Origin of the sequence: methane-oxidizing endosymbiont of Gigantopelta aegis, assembly GCF_016097405.1 — a bacterium.
GTDB lineage: Bacteria > Pseudomonadota > Gammaproteobacteria > Methylococcales > Methylomonadaceae > Methylomarinum.
In genome coordinates this window covers 291,706-307,060 of sequence record NZ_JAEHGD010000002.1, presented here as the reverse complement: position 1 = coordinate 307,060, position 15,355 = coordinate 291,706, and the positions used below count along the sequence as shown (strand labels likewise).

General features: G+C 43.6%; 15 protein-coding genes. 3 read left to right on the top strand and 12 right to left on the bottom strand.

What is annotated here, in order from left to right:
- Positions 1 to 32: 32 nt before the first annotated feature.
- The 10 genes from sbcB to JEU20_RS12265 form a co-directional block, all read right to left on the bottom strand.
- On the bottom strand, positions 33 to 1,487 hold the full coding sequence (gene sbcB, locus JEU20_RS12310; RefSeq protein WP_198246456.1) for an exodeoxyribonuclease I: 1,455 nt from the start codon (positions 1,485 to 1,487) through the stop codon (positions 33 to 35).
- An 8-nt stretch (positions 1,488 to 1,495) separates the two neighbouring features.
- A complete protein-coding gene (locus JEU20_RS12305; protein ID WP_198246455.1) occupies positions 1,496 to 1,891 on the bottom strand; it encodes a CBS domain-containing protein in 396 nt (131 codons plus the stop codon).
- Between the two features lie 156 nt (positions 1,892 to 2,047).
- Positions 2,048 to 2,215 carry a (Na+)-NQR maturation NqrM gene (gene nqrM / locus JEU20_RS12300; RefSeq protein ID WP_198246454.1) on the bottom strand — a complete coding sequence of 56 codons (168 nt, stop codon included), beginning with the start codon at positions 2,213 to 2,215 and terminating at the stop codon, positions 2,048 to 2,050.
- Between the two features lie 151 nt (positions 2,216 to 2,366).
- Complete coding sequence (gene nqrF, locus JEU20_RS12295; RefSeq protein WP_198246453.1) at positions 2,367 to 3,587, bottom strand: NADH:ubiquinone reductase (Na(+)-transporting) subunit F; 1,221 nt, start codon at positions 3,585 to 3,587, stop codon at positions 2,367 to 2,369.
- A 12-nt stretch (positions 3,588 to 3,599) separates the two neighbouring features.
- The gene (nqrE, locus tag JEU20_RS12290; RefSeq protein WP_198246452.1) at positions 3,600 to 4,208 is read right to left on the bottom strand and encodes an NADH:ubiquinone reductase (Na(+)-transporting) subunit E; all 609 of its coding nucleotides are present in this window, start codon (positions 4,206 to 4,208) and stop codon (positions 3,600 to 3,602) included.
- A complete protein-coding gene (locus JEU20_RS12285; RefSeq protein WP_198246451.1) occupies positions 4,208 to 4,888 on the bottom strand; it encodes an NADH:ubiquinone reductase (Na(+)-transporting) subunit D in 681 nt (226 codons plus the stop codon). Before JEU20_RS12285 ends, nqrE begins: the two co-directional genes overlap by 1 nt.
- 9 nt (positions 4,889 to 4,897) lie before the next feature.
- Positions 4,898 to 5,752, bottom strand: a complete 855-nt coding sequence (locus JEU20_RS12280; protein ID WP_198246450.1) for a Na(+)-translocating NADH-quinone reductase subunit C — start codon at positions 5,750 to 5,752, stop codon at positions 4,898 to 4,900.
- Complete coding sequence (locus JEU20_RS12275; RefSeq protein ID WP_198246449.1) at positions 5,745 to 6,947, bottom strand: NADH:ubiquinone reductase (Na(+)-transporting) subunit B; 1,203 nt, start codon at positions 6,945 to 6,947, stop codon at positions 5,745 to 5,747. Before JEU20_RS12275 ends, JEU20_RS12280 begins: the two co-directional genes overlap by 8 nt.
- Positions 6,947 to 8,290, bottom strand: coding sequence for a Na(+)-translocating NADH-quinone reductase subunit A (locus JEU20_RS12270; protein ID WP_198246448.1), 1,344 nt, complete (start codon positions 8,288 to 8,290; stop codon positions 6,947 to 6,949). The genes JEU20_RS12275 and JEU20_RS12270 overlap by 1 nt, the downstream gene beginning before the upstream one ends.
- 174 nt (positions 8,291 to 8,464) lie before the next feature.
- On the bottom strand, positions 8,465 to 9,247 hold the full coding sequence (locus JEU20_RS12265; RefSeq protein WP_342590515.1) for a metallophosphoesterase: 783 nt from the start codon (positions 9,245 to 9,247) through the stop codon (positions 8,465 to 8,467).
- Here JEU20_RS12265 and JEU20_RS12260 point away from each other — a divergent pair.
- The 3 genes from JEU20_RS12260 to JEU20_RS12250 all read left to right on the top strand — a co-directional run bounded on the left by JEU20_RS12260 (position 9,246) and on the right by JEU20_RS12250 (position 12,749).
- Positions 9,246 to 10,193, top strand: coding sequence for an IS5 family transposase (locus tag JEU20_RS12260; RefSeq protein WP_198242941.1), 948 nt, complete (start codon positions 9,246 to 9,248; stop codon positions 10,191 to 10,193). The genes JEU20_RS12265 and JEU20_RS12260 overlap by 2 nt on opposite strands.
- Before the next feature lie 149 nt (positions 10,194 to 10,342).
- Positions 10,343 to 11,563, top strand: coding sequence for a flavodoxin-dependent (E)-4-hydroxy-3-methylbut-2-enyl-diphosphate synthase (ispG, locus tag JEU20_RS12255; protein WP_198246447.1), 1,221 nt, complete (start codon positions 10,343 to 10,345; stop codon positions 11,561 to 11,563).
- A gap of 136 nt (positions 11,564 to 11,699) precedes the next feature.
- A complete protein-coding gene (locus tag JEU20_RS12250; protein ID WP_198246446.1) occupies positions 11,700 to 12,749 on the top strand; it encodes a glyceraldehyde 3-phosphate dehydrogenase NAD-binding domain-containing protein in 1,050 nt (349 codons plus the stop codon).
- Here JEU20_RS12250 and hemN read toward each other — a convergent pair.
- Together hemN and ccmI are read right to left on the bottom strand one after the other, a co-directional pair.
- Positions 12,746 to 14,125, bottom strand: coding sequence for an oxygen-independent coproporphyrinogen III oxidase (gene hemN / locus JEU20_RS12245; RefSeq protein ID WP_198246445.1), 1,380 nt, complete (start codon positions 14,123 to 14,125; stop codon positions 12,746 to 12,748). The two genes, JEU20_RS12250 and hemN, sit on opposite strands and share 4 nt — an antisense overlap.
- Positions 14,125 to 15,354: a c-type cytochrome biogenesis protein CcmI gene (gene ccmI / locus JEU20_RS12240; RefSeq protein ID WP_245395272.1), complete on the bottom strand. Its 1,230-nt coding sequence runs from the start codon at positions 15,352 to 15,354 to the stop codon at positions 14,125 to 14,127. The genes hemN and ccmI overlap by 1 nt, the downstream gene beginning before the upstream one ends.
- Position 15,355: the final 1 nt, after the last annotated feature.

Genomic DNA, 15,355 nt, shown 5'->3' with positions numbered 1-15,355 from the left:
CATAGCAATATTTTATTGGACACTCATTAGAGCTAAAACAATCGTCGCCCCCAGGCATCTAATTGTTTTTCCTTCATTCTGGCAAAAGCTTTTAATTCCGATGCAATAGATTGGTATTTTTGTTCGACAGACATCTTCTCGACACGCTGCTTAAACTCATTAAGTGTCAGAGAAGGGCCTACGTTTTTGTCTGTAAATACCTTGAAGCAATAGTCGTACCATTGTTTCTTTTCAGACTCCGTTAAAAATTCAGGAAAGTTACGCCCTTTATAGCGAACAAGCATTTCATGCAAACGCGTATCACTAAAATTAAACTGTATCGCTGAGAGTTGTTCGGGCGGTGTATTGCGTAACCTCCCCATTTCCCGCTTGTCTTGAGGCGAAAAAAAACCACCTTGATATAGCAATAAATCAGGATCAGTTTGTTCCGACTTGAAATCCGTCTCAAAAACTGCCGCGACTTTCTCGGCTAATCCGATATGCGCTTTGAGTTGTTGCAAATGTTGTTGAATCTGATTTTTATCATATTGCAAGCGTTCGGTATCCTCGGGGCGTATCACCGACAATGGCGCTAAAACCGGGCATTTATTGGCATGTACCGTTTTTAAAGGAATTCTGTCAACATCTTCAGGTAAATCTGCTTTAGCGGTAAAAAGCCGCTGTTTTATTTCATCAACAGACAAACTCAATAAGGGGGCAGGATCAACCGACAAATCATAAACAATAACGCCATTACTATTTCCGGGGTGTTGGGCTAATGCCACAACTACGGCTAAACAATATTTATTGGCCGGGTACATTCCCGACACATGAATCAGTGGCTGCATCGCACCTAATTGCAGCAAATCAAAAACCTTATGTTTTGACCGATTTGCAAACAAGTATTGGTACAGCTTAGGTTGTTTATCCTTGATCAATTTTGCAATGGCAATCGTCGCGTACACATCGGATAAGGCATCATGTGCGGACTCATGCTGAATAGCATTCGCTGCAGTAAGGTCTTCTAAACGAAAGCTCGGCTGCCCTTCTTCATTATTCGGCCATTGAATACCATCAGGCCGTAATGCCCGGGTTGCCCGGACGACATCAATCAAATCCCAACGCGAATTCCCATTCTGCCATTCACGTGCATAAGGGTCAAAAAAATTACGGTACAACAAATTTCGCGTGACTTCATCATCAAAACGAATGCTGTTATAGCCGACAGTACAGGTATTTGGCTCAGCTAGGTGGGAATGAATTTCAGTGATAAAATCGGATTCTATGATACCTTTTTCCGATGCCATCCGGGGTGTGATGCCGGTGATAAAACAAGCCTCCGGATGGGGTAAACAATCATCCGAAGGCTTACAAAAATAAGTTACCGGCTCGCCAATAAAATTAAACTCAAGATCAGTTCTAACACCGGCAAACTGAACAGCCTTATCCCGTTGTGGGTCTGTTCCAAAGGTCTCATAATCATGCCAGAAAAATGTATTCCGAGACACCTTATGCGTTAATACAATGTAACCAATGCACGTAATACATCGGTTCGACTAATCACACCAACCAGCTTGTCTTCATCCATTACGGGAAAGCTACGCGTTGCACAATTTTGAAATTGTTCGGCCAGTTTTACGATATTATCATCTTCATTTACCGTAATAATATCCTTCGCCATAAACTCCCCAACGGTACCACCAAAATCTTTATTATAGGCTGCATCTAATACCACTTTAATACTGTCTTTTTCTGAAAACATGCCAATCAATCGTCCATTATCATCAAGAACCGGGGCAGACGTAATTTTATGATCTAAAATTGCTTTAATGGCTGTCACGACACTTACATTTTCTTTTAACGTAAAAATATTTTTTGTCATGTAATCAGCAATGGTAATCTTAGCCAGCATAATGCTTCCTCTTAAAGTTATTTGAAGTTATTCGTTTTAAGTGGCGTATATTCTGAATGACGCAGCTGATTTGTAAAGATGAATGTAAGCTCTCTCATTTTTACAAACCTATAGCCCGACTTTTATCCTAAATTAACACCCGCTCCAGTCATTCACTCAATGACTCTCAGCCTTTCTTTTATCACATTTTTTAATACAAACGCAATTACCATTATTTGCCCCACCACAAGACCCCTTAATGGCTTTACGGCCAAAAAGCACACCGATTGCCATAATAGCTATCACAATCAGCATAAATACAAATGTTGCTAGAAAATAAGCCATCTCCGCCTCCTCACGACAATCATTATCGAACGATTCTTTGTTTTATATGGACTCGCCCTATTCCATTTTCGTTCAATCCATAAAAAACGGGGAACAAACTCGCGTTTATTCCCCATTTTTTAACATGATAAACACATGTGTTTATCTATTGTTAACCACCAAAATCATCAAGCAGAATGTTTTCTCTTTCCACACCGTTTTCCAACAGCATGTTGATGACCGATGAGTTCATAATCGGCGGTCCACACAGATAGTATTCACAATCTTCCGGATTCGGATGATTTTTAATGTACTCTTCATACAGCACATTATGAATAAACCCGGTATAGCCGGTCCAATTGTCTTCCGGCAGTGGATCCGATAACGCAACATGCCATTCGAAGTTATCGTTTTCCTTCGCCAGCATATCGAAATCTTCAACGTAGAACATTTCACGTTTACTACGTGCACCATACCAGAACGTCATCTTACGTTTAGACTTCAGCCGTCGTAACTGGTCAAAAATATGAGACCGCATGGGCGCCATACCGGCTCCACCGCCAACAAAGACCATCTCATTATCGGTATCGCGGGCAAAAAACTCACCATAAGGACCTGATACCACAGCCTTATCACCCGGTTTAAGACTAAAAATATAGGATGACATTTTTCCTGGTGGCACATCATCCGGTGCACCTGGCGGCGGTGTTGCAATACGCACGTTGAGCATAATATCTTTTTCTTCTGGGTAAGAAGCCATTGAATACGCTCTCAATACCGGCTCATCGACTTTGGAAACATAACGCCATAAGTCATATTTATCCCAGTCTTCACGATATTCTTCTTCAATATCAAAGTCTTTGAAACTCACCTCATAAGGTGGACATTCAATTTGAATATAGCCCCCGGCACGATAGTTAATTTCTTCACCTTCAGGCAGTTCAAGCACCAATTCTTTAATAAATGTCGCAACATTATGATTAGACTTGACAGTACATTCCCATTTCTTGACGCCAAAAACGCTTTCTTCAACTTCAATGTCCATATCATGCTTAACAGCAACCTGACATGCCAATCTTTCGCCTTCAGCCGCTTCACGCTTGGTAATATGAGACATTTCTGTGGGTAATATCTCACCACCGCCTTTAAGGACTTTTACACGACATTGACCACATGTCCCCCCACCACCACACGCAGAAGGTATAAAAAGTTGATTTTCAGCTAAGGCTGTCAATAATTTAGAGCCTACCGGCACATGTAATTTTTTCTCATGGTTGACCACAAGCTCAACATCACCTGAAGGCACCAATTTATTTTTGGCTCCGATAATAATAAATACCAGCGCTATCACGATAACCGTGAATAAAACTACGCCTAATGCAATTTCAAGCATTACTTATCCTTCCTACAGTTGAATTCCAGAAAAAGCCATGAAGCCCAAAGACATCAGGCCAGCGCTAATGAAAGTGATCCCTAAGCCTTGTAATCCAGCCGGTATATCACTGTATTTAAGTTTTTCGCGAACCCCAGCCATAACCGTAATCGCTAAAGCCCAACCAAAACCACTACCGACACCATAGATAACACTTTCGGTGAAATCATAATCACGTTCGATCATAAACAAGCTACCACCCAAGATCGCACAGTTTACGGTAATGAGAGGTAAAAACACGCCTAAGGCATGGAATAATGCTGGAAAGTATTTATCCAGAACCATTTCCAGAATTTGTACCAAAGCCGCAATCATACCGATACAACTCAGCAATGATAAAAAGCTCAGGTCAACACCGGTAATGCCCATCCATGACAAGGCATCTTCTTTAAGCAGTGTATGGTAGATGACATTATTAACCGGTACGGTAATTGTCTGTACCACCATCACCGCAATCCCTAACCCTATAGCCGTAGAAATCTTCTTCGATACCGCCAGAAATGTACACATCCCCAGGAAGAAGGCTAATGCCAGGTTTTCAACGAAAACAGCTTTAATAAATAAACTGATATAAGCTTCCATTAGTGATGTCCTCCTTCACCGTGTGCAATATCCAGAATTTTAAAGTCTGGCTCTTCCTGTTGCTCAGGTTTCCATTCTCTAAACACCCAAATAATTATGCCGATAATAAAAAAGGCACTGGGAGGCAACAACATCAGACCATTTGGAACATACCAGCCACCATCTTGCTGTAGCGGTAAAATATCGATACCCAATAATTTACCCGAACCAAATAATTCTCGGAAAAATGCCACAATAATCAAAATCAAACTATAACCCGCCCCATTACCGATACCATCAAGAAAGCTGGCTAAGGGTGGATTTTTCATGGCATAGGCTTCAGCCCGCCCCATGACAATACAGTTGGTAATGATCAATCCAACAAAAACCGAAAGCTGTTTACTGATTTCATAGGCAAACGCTTTCAGAATTTGATCGACCACAATAACCAAAGAAGCAATAATGGTCATCTGTACAATAATCCGGATACTGCCCGGAATATGGTTTCTGATGGAACTGATTGCCGCACTCGAACACGCCGTCACCGAAGTCAATGCCAAGGCCATAATCAATGAGGTAGACATTTGCGAGGTAACCGCCAATGCCGAACAAATCCCCAACACCTGAAGTGTGATCGGGTTATTGTTGACTAACGGGTCAATCAATACTTTTTTAGTTTCTTTATCTATAACAGCACTCATGATTATCCCCTAACCATTACTTCTGATTTTGTCCAGAAAAGGCTTAAATCCATCTTCGCCTAACCAGAACTTGATTAAATTACTGACACCATTACTGGTCAATGTAGCGCCCGCCAATGCATCAACTTTATAGACGGCATCCGGTCTCGATGGATCGACATTACCCTTGACCAGTGTCAAGGCTACATTTCCATTTTCATCATAGACTTTTTTACCTTTCCACAATGCTCGCCATTTAGGGTTAACGACTTCACCGCCCAACCCAGGTGTTTCCGCCTGGTCATAAAAGTTAATACTTTTAACCGTCTGACCATCGGCTTCTAATGCCAAGAAACCATACATGGTTGACCACAAGCCATAACCATGGACCGGTAAAATGATAGAATCAATCTTATCGCCTTTTTTGACCAGATAGATTTTTGCAATTTTTGCCTTGCGCCGGATATGGGCAATATCTTTTTCAGGCGGAATAGCGACACTCAGCTTTGGATCTTTAGCCGCTTTACGCTGATCATATGATGCCGGATCCATATCTTCGACATAGTCACCCGTTTCAAGATTCACCAGCTTTTCCTCAACCAACTCAGCAAAAGCTTGATGGATATCGGTATCATCGGTCAACAACCCCGCTACATCCAAGATATTCCGTTTCATATCCATCGCTTTGTTTTCAATTTGCAATGGTTTTAATGCAACCGCCGAAAATGAAACCAAAATAGCGCATACAAAACTTAATGAAAGAGCAACAGCAATCGTTTTTTCAAGACTGTCATTGCTCATGGCTAATATTTTATCTGCATAAGCCTTGAACTTTTGGAAGTGCTCGCAGCTTTCCAGACGTTGTTTTAAATTTCCGTTAGACATTGCGTTTCATCCTTCTCTTAATATTTGCCTGAACGACAACATAATCAATAACAGGTGCAAACATATTGGCAAACAAAATGGATAACATCATGCCTTCTGGGAATGCAGGATTCACAACTCTGACCAGCACCACCATAACACCGATTAGTGCGCCAAAAACCCAACGTCCAGTATTTGTCATCGCAGCGCTCACAGGATCGGTTGCCATATAGACCATACCAAAAGCAAAACCGCCCACAGTCAGATGCCAATACCAAGGAAAATCAAACATTGGATTTGTATCGCTACCAATGACATTAAACAATACGGTCGTCGCAATCATGCCCAGCAGCACACCCGCCATAATGCGATATGATGCGATGCGCGTGTAAAGCAAAAAGGCTGCGCCAATCATAATAGCCAGCGTAGATGTTTCACCAATTGAACCTGGCATGAACCCAAGAAATGATTGAAACCAGCTATAGCCTGCTTCTGTCACTGCATCCATACCGCCTTGAGCTGCCAATCCTAATGGCGTTGCCATCGTGTAACCATCGACACCAACCCAAACCGAATCGCCTGACATTGAGGCCGGATAAGCAAAAAACAAAAAGGCACGACCTGTCAAAGCAGGATTCAGAAAGTTTTTGCCGGTACCGCCAAAGACTTCTTTACCAATCACGATACCAAACGAAATCCCTAAGGCAACCTGCCATAACGGAATGTCTGGCGGTAAAATCAGGGTATAGAGCATGGATGACACTAAAAAGCCTTCGTTGACCTCATGCCCTCTTACGGTTGCAAACAATACTTCCCAGATACCACCGACAGCCAATGTTACGATATAAATTGGCAGAAAAAATAATGCACCATGAACGAAGTTAGAAACCGGATTCATCGGATTATAACCAAACACCGACATGATAATGCCGCGCCAGCTATCCGCTTTTTCGAGCCCCATAGCCTGCATGGCTAAGTTTGCCTGATAGCCTGAGTTATACATTGCCATCAGAATACAAAAGAATGTAGCAATCACTACAAAAGTCATCGTCCGCTTCAGATCATTACCATCACGAACATGAGTTTTACCGCGCGTTACATCGGCAGGGGTATAAATGAAAGTATCCACCATCTCATAGAGACCGTAATACTTCTCAAACCGCCCACCTTTTGTAAAATGCGGCTCTAACTTATCTAAAAAGTCTCTAGCCGACATTACCCTTCCTTCTCGATTTTAGTTAAATTTACCCGTAAAACTGGACCGAAATCATGCTTTCCTGGATCGACAAACGTCATCAGACTCAAATCCTCCTCAACCAATTCCAGGCAGCCTAATTGCTGCGCCTGGTCGGTATCGGCAACAACGATAGCTTTTAATAAAGGTGTTGCCAGAATATCAAGTGGCATAACTTGCTCATAAACACCCACAGGTACGATCGCACGATTACTGCCATTCTTGTCCGTCGTAAATGGAAATAATTGACTCCGATCACGACTGCTGACATAAACATTCAATGCTGAAAATTTATTCTTGCCCGGCACGATCCATCCAAACAGCTCCCGTTTACGTCCTTCTTCCAATGCAGAAACTTGCAGGCTGTAACAGCCTAAAAATGCCAATACATCAGAGGCTTTGTGACCATACAACACCGAGCCGGAAACAACACGGTTTTCAACGCTGTCATCCAGTTCCCCTTTGACTAAATCATCAAGCGAAGCGCCCACCCGTGTTTTGACTAGCCGTGGTTTTTTAACGGTAGGTCCAGCCAAAGAAACGACTCTTTCAACGTCAATCTGCCCGGTACGAAATAATGCACCAATTGCAATGACAGCTTGATAATCAATGTGCCAAACGCTTTTATCGATATTAACCGGATCGATCAAATGAATATGTGTACTCGGCAAACCGGCTGGATGTGGGCCTGAAAATTCTGCGGTAATACAAGCATCATGATCAGCAATTTCAGCACCTGTCGCCTTACACAAATAGGTTTTTCCTGTGGTCAATTGCGATACGATAGTCAAACCGTTAACGAAATCCTTTTCCCGTTGCTTAATGATAACGACAGGATCTGCTGCCAGCGGACGAGTATCGATAGCTGTAACAAAAATCGAATGTGGCTTTGCATCAACACTCGGAATCTTTCCATAAGGCCGCGTCAGAAACGAAGTCCATAACCCGGACGCTAACAGGTTTTGTTTGATTTTGTCGGCGCCTAACGAGCCTAATTCGGAATCGCTATACTTTGAAAATGTTTCCTTTTCGTCGCCCTCCAATTCAATAACAACCGACTGCAACGCGCGGCGCGCACCTCGATTGATTGCTTTGACAACACCTGAACCCGGCGATGTAAAATTCACCCCCGGATTTTTCTTGTCCGTAAAGAGGATTTGGCCCAATTTGACCTTATCCCCTTCACTTACCATCATTTTCGGCTTAAGACCTTCGTATTCCGTGCCTAAAACAGCCACGGAAGCGACCTTATTGCCGTCTCCAATTTTCTGTTCGGGAACTCCGGTTATCGGAAGATCCAAACCTTTATTAATCGTAAATTGCATAGTGAATAAGCCTGCTCTCCAGACAAGTTGCAGCCAACAATCCTCCCGTTCAAAACCACAAAAACAAGAGGCGCTTCAAGACATAAAACCCAAATATTAGACCATATCTGCTATCTATTCTCAATGGAAAAATCTTTGCTCTTTCCCGCCTTCATTTATTTTGCGCATTACCATTTAAACATCAACACATTGATTTACATCAAAACTTGACACCAGCTTACGACTGTAATAGCCCCGCGGATTGCTGAGTATCTGCGTTCCAGCAATTCGGTAATTACCTGTATTATGAACATGCCCATGAAACCAGACTAAAATCGCATATTCATGAAAAAATGCCTTCAAGTCATTACAGTAAGCCAACTTCTTCAATGCTTGTGGTGATTTGTACCAGCTCCATTCAGTTGGTGCATGATGGGTAACGACAATGGTATCCCCCTCGAATGGTTCCGCCAGTTTCTGCGCCAACCATTGCCTTGATTTGGTATAAAGCCCGGAAAAAGCATGCTGATCAAAATCGCTTTGCCGAAATTTTATTTTGCGAAAATCATTTAAGGTCTTGCCCAAAGCATCTGCCTTATCCTCGCCCTCAACAAACAAATCCGCCCACAAGGTACACCCCAAAAAGCGTATCCCTTGATAAACATACTCTTCATTTTCTAGAAAAGTCACTTGACTACCTACACACGCTTCACGAATCCTGTCCTGAATTTCATGATATTCATTACCATAAAATTCATGATTTCCCGCAACATAAATCACTTTCTTATTCAGAGACTTCAGCCACTCAACCCCCTGCACATTGACCCCAATATCACCGGCAGCAACAATCAAGTCAGCATCATTTTCCGGTTTGCTCTGATCGCCAAACTCCAAATGAATATCCGAAAAATAATTTATTCTCACAATCCGTTTCGGCTTTGTTGCATAAATCATAAGGATCCCCATATTATAGGGCATGGACAAGAAAAAGAAACAACGCTACAAACTAAAGAATTGGTCGAATTACAATCAAGCCTTGATCAATCGAGGTTCATTAACGCTATGGTTCGAAGAATCCATGATCAAGCAATGGCATCAGCCTGAAAAGACAGGCTATAGAGGAAGCCCGATGACGTATTCTGATACTGCTATTCAATGCGCATTGACCCTGAGAGAACTCTTTAAGCTGCCGTTGAGAGCGACACAGGGATGTTTGTTGTCGTTAGTCCAGTTATTAAAGCTGTCTATCCAGATTCCTCATTACAGTACATTAAGTCGCCGCCAGCAAACTCTGGAGGTTCGGCTGCCTCGTTCAAGCAGTCGAACGCCAAGACACTTAGTCGTCGATTCGACCGGCTTAAAAGTCTACGGTGAAGGCGAGTGGAAAGTTCGCAAACATGGTGCCAGCAAGCGCAGAACCTGGCGTAAACTCCATATCATGGTTGATGCACAAACGCAGGAAGTCGTGGCAGTTGAGATGACGGCTAATTTTGTTGGTGATTCCGAAGTCTTGCCGGATTTATTAGAGCAGCTGGATGAACACGACCAAGTTGCCAGTGTGGCGGCGGATGGCGCTTATGATACGATCCAGTGTCATCAGGCGATTCGTAACAAAGGCGCCGATGCATTGATACCGCCGCGGGAAGGGGCGGTGGAATGGCCGAGTGATGAAGATGGGAGAACTCATCCAAGAACAGCGATTGTTCAACGTTGCGCTGAAATCGGGAGAAAGGCATGGAAACAAGAAAGTGGTTATCATCAACGCAGCCTGGCTGAAACGGCTATGTTTCGCATCAAAACGCTCTTTAGTGGCCAATTAAAAAACCGGACCTTTGCGGCTCAGATGGTTGAGGCGTATCTCCGCGTCGGCGCAATGAATAAAATGACAGGCCTGGGTATGCCTGAAAGTTATTCTGTTTCATGAATAAAGACTGGAATTTAAGAAAAGAGTACGCTGTGGATTATTTATGCAACAAAGCCATCCGTTTCTGTCCTTTTTTCTCAATAGGGTATAATTTGCCAATTGATTATAGCCAAGTTCAGTTAATATTTTAGATTTTCGGATAGTTACCCATGACAATAAGTCCACGCAAGAAAACCCAACAAGTTCTAGTCGGCAATATTAAAGTCGGTGGAGGTGCGCCAATCGTCGTCCAATCGATGACAAACACCGACACTGCCGACATCGCCGGCACCGTCCAACAAATAATGGAATTATCCCAGGCCGGCTCTGAACTGGTCAGAATTACCGTTAATACTGAAGAAGCCGCTAAAGCCGTTCCCGATATTAAAAATCAGCTTTTGCAAAAAGGGTTTGATACGCCTATCGTTGGCGATTTTCATTTTAATGGCCACAAATTGCTGGAAAAATATTCCGATTGTGCTCAAGCGCTGGACAAATTTCGCATTAACCCTGGCAACGTAGGCCGTGGCAAAAATCGTGATCCGCAATTTCAGCATATGATTGAATTAGCCTGTCGTTATGACAAACCTGTGCGCATCGGAGTCAACGGCGGCAGTCTGGACCAGTCAGTCTTGACCCGATTATTAGATGAAAATCGTAAAAAAGCCCAGCCGGATGAATTGAATGTTGTCACCCGTGAGGCCATTGTTTTATCCGCCCTTGAAAGTGCAGCAAAAGCGCAGGAATATGGGCTGGGCAAAGATAAAATAATCCTGTCTTGTAAAATCAGCAATGTACAAGAACTCATCAATATTTATGAAGACCTTTCCAAACGCTGCGATTATGCCTTGCATTTAGGCCTGACCGAAGCGGGCATGGGCTCTAAAGGTATAGTCTCTTCATCTGCGGCATTGGCTGTTTTAATGCAACAGGGTATTGGTGATACCATCCGAATCTCATTAACGCCGGAGCCAGGCGCTGCCAGAACCAAAGAAGTCATTGTGGCTCAAGAGTTATTGCAATCTATGGGGTTCCGCTCGTTCACCCCTATGGTTATCGCCTGTCCAGGCTGTGGCCGGACAACCAGTGATTACTTTCAGAAACTGGCCCAAGAAATTCAGGCATTCTTACGCCAACAAATGCCTATCTGGAAAACCAAATACAAAGGCGTTGAAGAAATGGAGGTTGCCGTTATGGGCTGCGTGGTCAATGGCCCTGGCGAAAGTAAAAACGCCAATATTGGTATCAGCCTGCCCGGCACCGGTGAATCCCCCGTTGCTCCGGTTTACGAAGATGGTGTAAAAACCGTGACCTTAAAAGGCGACCATATTGCCGAAGAATTTCACGAATTAGTGAAAAAGTATGTCGACTCACATTACAGCGCACACTAACCACACTGAACTTCAGCAACCTCTAATCTTTTACACCTAATTAGAGCAAGCGGTTTATTTTTAATGTGAAGTTGAACACATAATATTTTATGCTATACCTAATGACAGACATAATAATAAATCTTAGGTGAAAGGAATGCATGGAAATATAGGCATTGTTGGCCTTGGCCGCGTAGGTCGCTCGATCCTACGCACCAATTTTTTACAACGAAAACAAGGCCGTTTCTGCATTAAAGCCTTGTGTGATGTCATGCCAATTTCGCAAGTGGCATACTTACTTGCACATGACAGCAGCTATGGTTCACCACCTTATACAATTAACATCGATGACGACCATTTAATCATTGATGGACACCCTATTCGCTATATTCAAGTCGACAGGCGACAAACCCACAAGGCAGAAGAATATTTAAGTACCCTAAAAAACCTTTCCCTTGATCTTCTGATTAACGCTACTGGAACCGCAGTCGTTGAAGATTTACGCCATCTTATTACCCTAGATATCTGTAAAAAAGTGCTTTGCAGCTGGAATATAAGCGGTGGAGATGCGAGCCTGGTTTATGGCGTCAATCACCAACATTACGACCCTGACAAACACCACATCATCTCTGCCAGCACCTGCACTGGAAATGCCTTCGCCCCCATCGCGATGATCTTACAGCGCCATATTGGTATCGAATTCGCCCGTATCGTTACCATTCACCCCGCACTCTCTGACCAACATATACTGGATGGCTATCACAAACACCCCCATCTTGGCAGAACCACGGCGGCTTCTGTCATTCCAACGGCAACCAATGTGGCCGACTCCACTGCCTTGGTTATCCCCGAACTCAAAGGCAAACTGGATTCTTTTTCCTATCGTGTACCGACAGAAATCGTCTCGCTCATGGATATTACCATCACATTGAGCCAAGACAGTGACCTAGAGCAGATTCAACAATTATTTTTACATTATGCCGAAAATGAACTCAACGGCATTTTACATTGTGATAACGGTTGCTGGGGGCATCATCGGGTCAGTATCGATTTTATCGGCACGCCGTATTCCAGCATTATCATGATGGAACATTTACACCTGACCGATAAACGGCATCTGGGAATTTGTTTAATGCACGATAATGAACACGGTTATTGCTGTCGTGCCCTGGATATCATTGGGACCGTGTTACAGACAATGCACTAAATGACTTTGGAAAATTGCTGCGTTTTTTGTGCCAGATATTTATCAAATACCATACAAATATTGCGAATCAGCAGCCGCCCCGGTGACAATACCTTAATCTGTTGTTGCTCTAGACTTAACAAACCATCATCCGCCATCGGTACGAGTTGTTGCAACTCGCTGGAAAAATACTCCTCAAAATTGATAGCGAAGCGATTTTCTATATCTGAAAAACTCAGTTGAAAATGACAAATCAGCTGGGTAATGACCGCCCGCCGCAGTTTATCATCCTCATCCAATGCAACCCCTTTAAAAATGGGTAACTTATTATGTTGCAATGCCGCATTATAGGCGGCCAAATCTTTCAAATTCTGTACATAAGCATCAGCAATTCGGCCAATAGATGTCATACCCAAACCAATAAGGTCGCAATCTGAATGCGTTGAATAGCCCTGAAAATTTCGATACAACTTCCCTTCCCGCTGCGCAACGGCCAATTCATCATCCGGCAAGGCGAAATGATCCATGCCAATATAAACATAGCCCGCATCGGTCAACTTTTTACCAACATGCTGTAATATTTCTAACTTGACATCAGCCCGCGGTAAATCAACATTTCGAATCTGACGCTGGGTTTTAAATCGACTGGGCAAATGCGCATAATTAAAAATTGAAAAACGCTCTGGCCGATACGCTAGCACCTGCTCCAGGGTTTGATCAAAACTCTCCACCGTCTGTAAAGGTAAGCCATAAATCAAATCGACATTAGTCGATCTGAAACCTTCCTGCCGCGCCGCCTCTAATACCTCGAAGGTTTGCTCAGGACTTTGAATTCGATTGACCGCCTTTTGTACGGCGGGATCGAAATCCTGCACTCCCAGACTGATTCGGTTGAAACCCAACTTTCTTAGACAGGCAATGGTTTCATCATCGGTTTCCCTGGGGTCGACTTCAATCGAATACTCCCCCTGATCGTCATCACGCAGATTAAAATACTGTCTTGTAACAGTCATTAACTGTTCCATTTGGACAGAACTTAAAAATGTGGGCGTTCCCCCACCCCAATGCAGTTGATTGACCACCCGGTTCCGATCGAATAACGCGCCCTGCAATGCGACTTCCCGACAAAGGTTTTCCAGATAAGGGACGGCATGTTTACGATTATTGGTGATAATTTTATTACAGGCGCAATAAAAACAAACGGTATCGCAAAAAGGAATATGGAAATACAGTGATAACGGGCCACCCTGGGTATTAGATTTTTCAATCTGCGCCCGATACTCAGCCGCGCCAAAGCCCTCATGCAATTCTAATGCCGTCGGATAAGAGGTATATCGCGGCCCGGATTTGTCGTAACGGTGGATTAAATCCAGGTCAAACTGAATCGATTGGTCCATCAGTTCACCACTCCGTCAATGATTACACTCAGGGTTTGTTTTGCCTGTACTTTTTTCAAGTCCTGTTTACCGATTAAGTCGCCGGGATGCACCATCGCATTACCGCTTTTAGACACACGCGCCACGACTTCCAGTTGTTTGAATGTCGATAATTTCATCGTCGGCATCATTGCCATACTGTCATTCAAATTCACCGTTATCGGCAAATCCTTAACCTGTTTACGTACAATGGCCAATGGCATTTTAGGCCCATTCAAAGCCCGTGCATAAATAAAAACCGTATCATCAGGATTAACCCGATTTTTAAAGGCTTCAGACAAATCAACCTGCACCTGAATATTGACACCCGTAGCGTTAGCGACAGGAACAGGTTTCGAGGAATCGTTTTCAGCCAGTTTTTGCTGCAAGGCTTGAATCAATGCTGAAAGCTTCGAATAAGACGGTGACTTTTTATCGGTCAACGCGGCTAACTTCTGCCATGTTTCCAACGCCTGTCGCAATTGACCGGCTTCGACGCTGGCCAGGCCTGACATCCACAGTGCGGTTTGATTATCAGGCTGTAATCGCAAAGCCTGTTCAATCAATTGTGCCGGCTTTCCGGATAATTTCCCATCATGCGCGGCCGCTAATGCATCGGCATACTGCAAAACAACCGCAACATTTTCAGGTTGTAGACGATAGGCTTGCGCAAATGCATCGGCAGCGGCCTGATACCGCTTCATATAGAGAAATGAACGCCCTAACATCATCCAGCCTTCCAAATCATCTGGATTTTTTTGTAGGCGCTGTGCCAAACTGCTTACCATACGTTCAATATCCGCCTGTGCCTGCTGCTGTTTTTGCATCATTTGTTGCTGCTCAGCCTGCTTCGCAATGGCATCAGGGTCGCCTAATACAAAATAAAGCAAGACACTCAATACAGGAACAAACAGCAGCAATAAAAAAGCCACCCAGCGACCTTGCGTTGCCGATTGCCGTTTTTCTACGGCTTCCAGATCGTTTTTCAGAGCTAACTCAAGCTCAACAAACTGCTCATTATACTGTTGCTGTGTTAATGCTCCCGCTTCGAGTTGTCGCTTCAACTCGGCCAGTTTCTCCCGCGCAATCTGGATATTGCGCTGCTCAACCTCAACATCGGAATCTGCCCATTCTTTTTTCCTGACCAACGGCAGAATCAAGATCAACAACGCCACTGTAATCAGTGTGGTTACGACCGCCCAAAACATCATA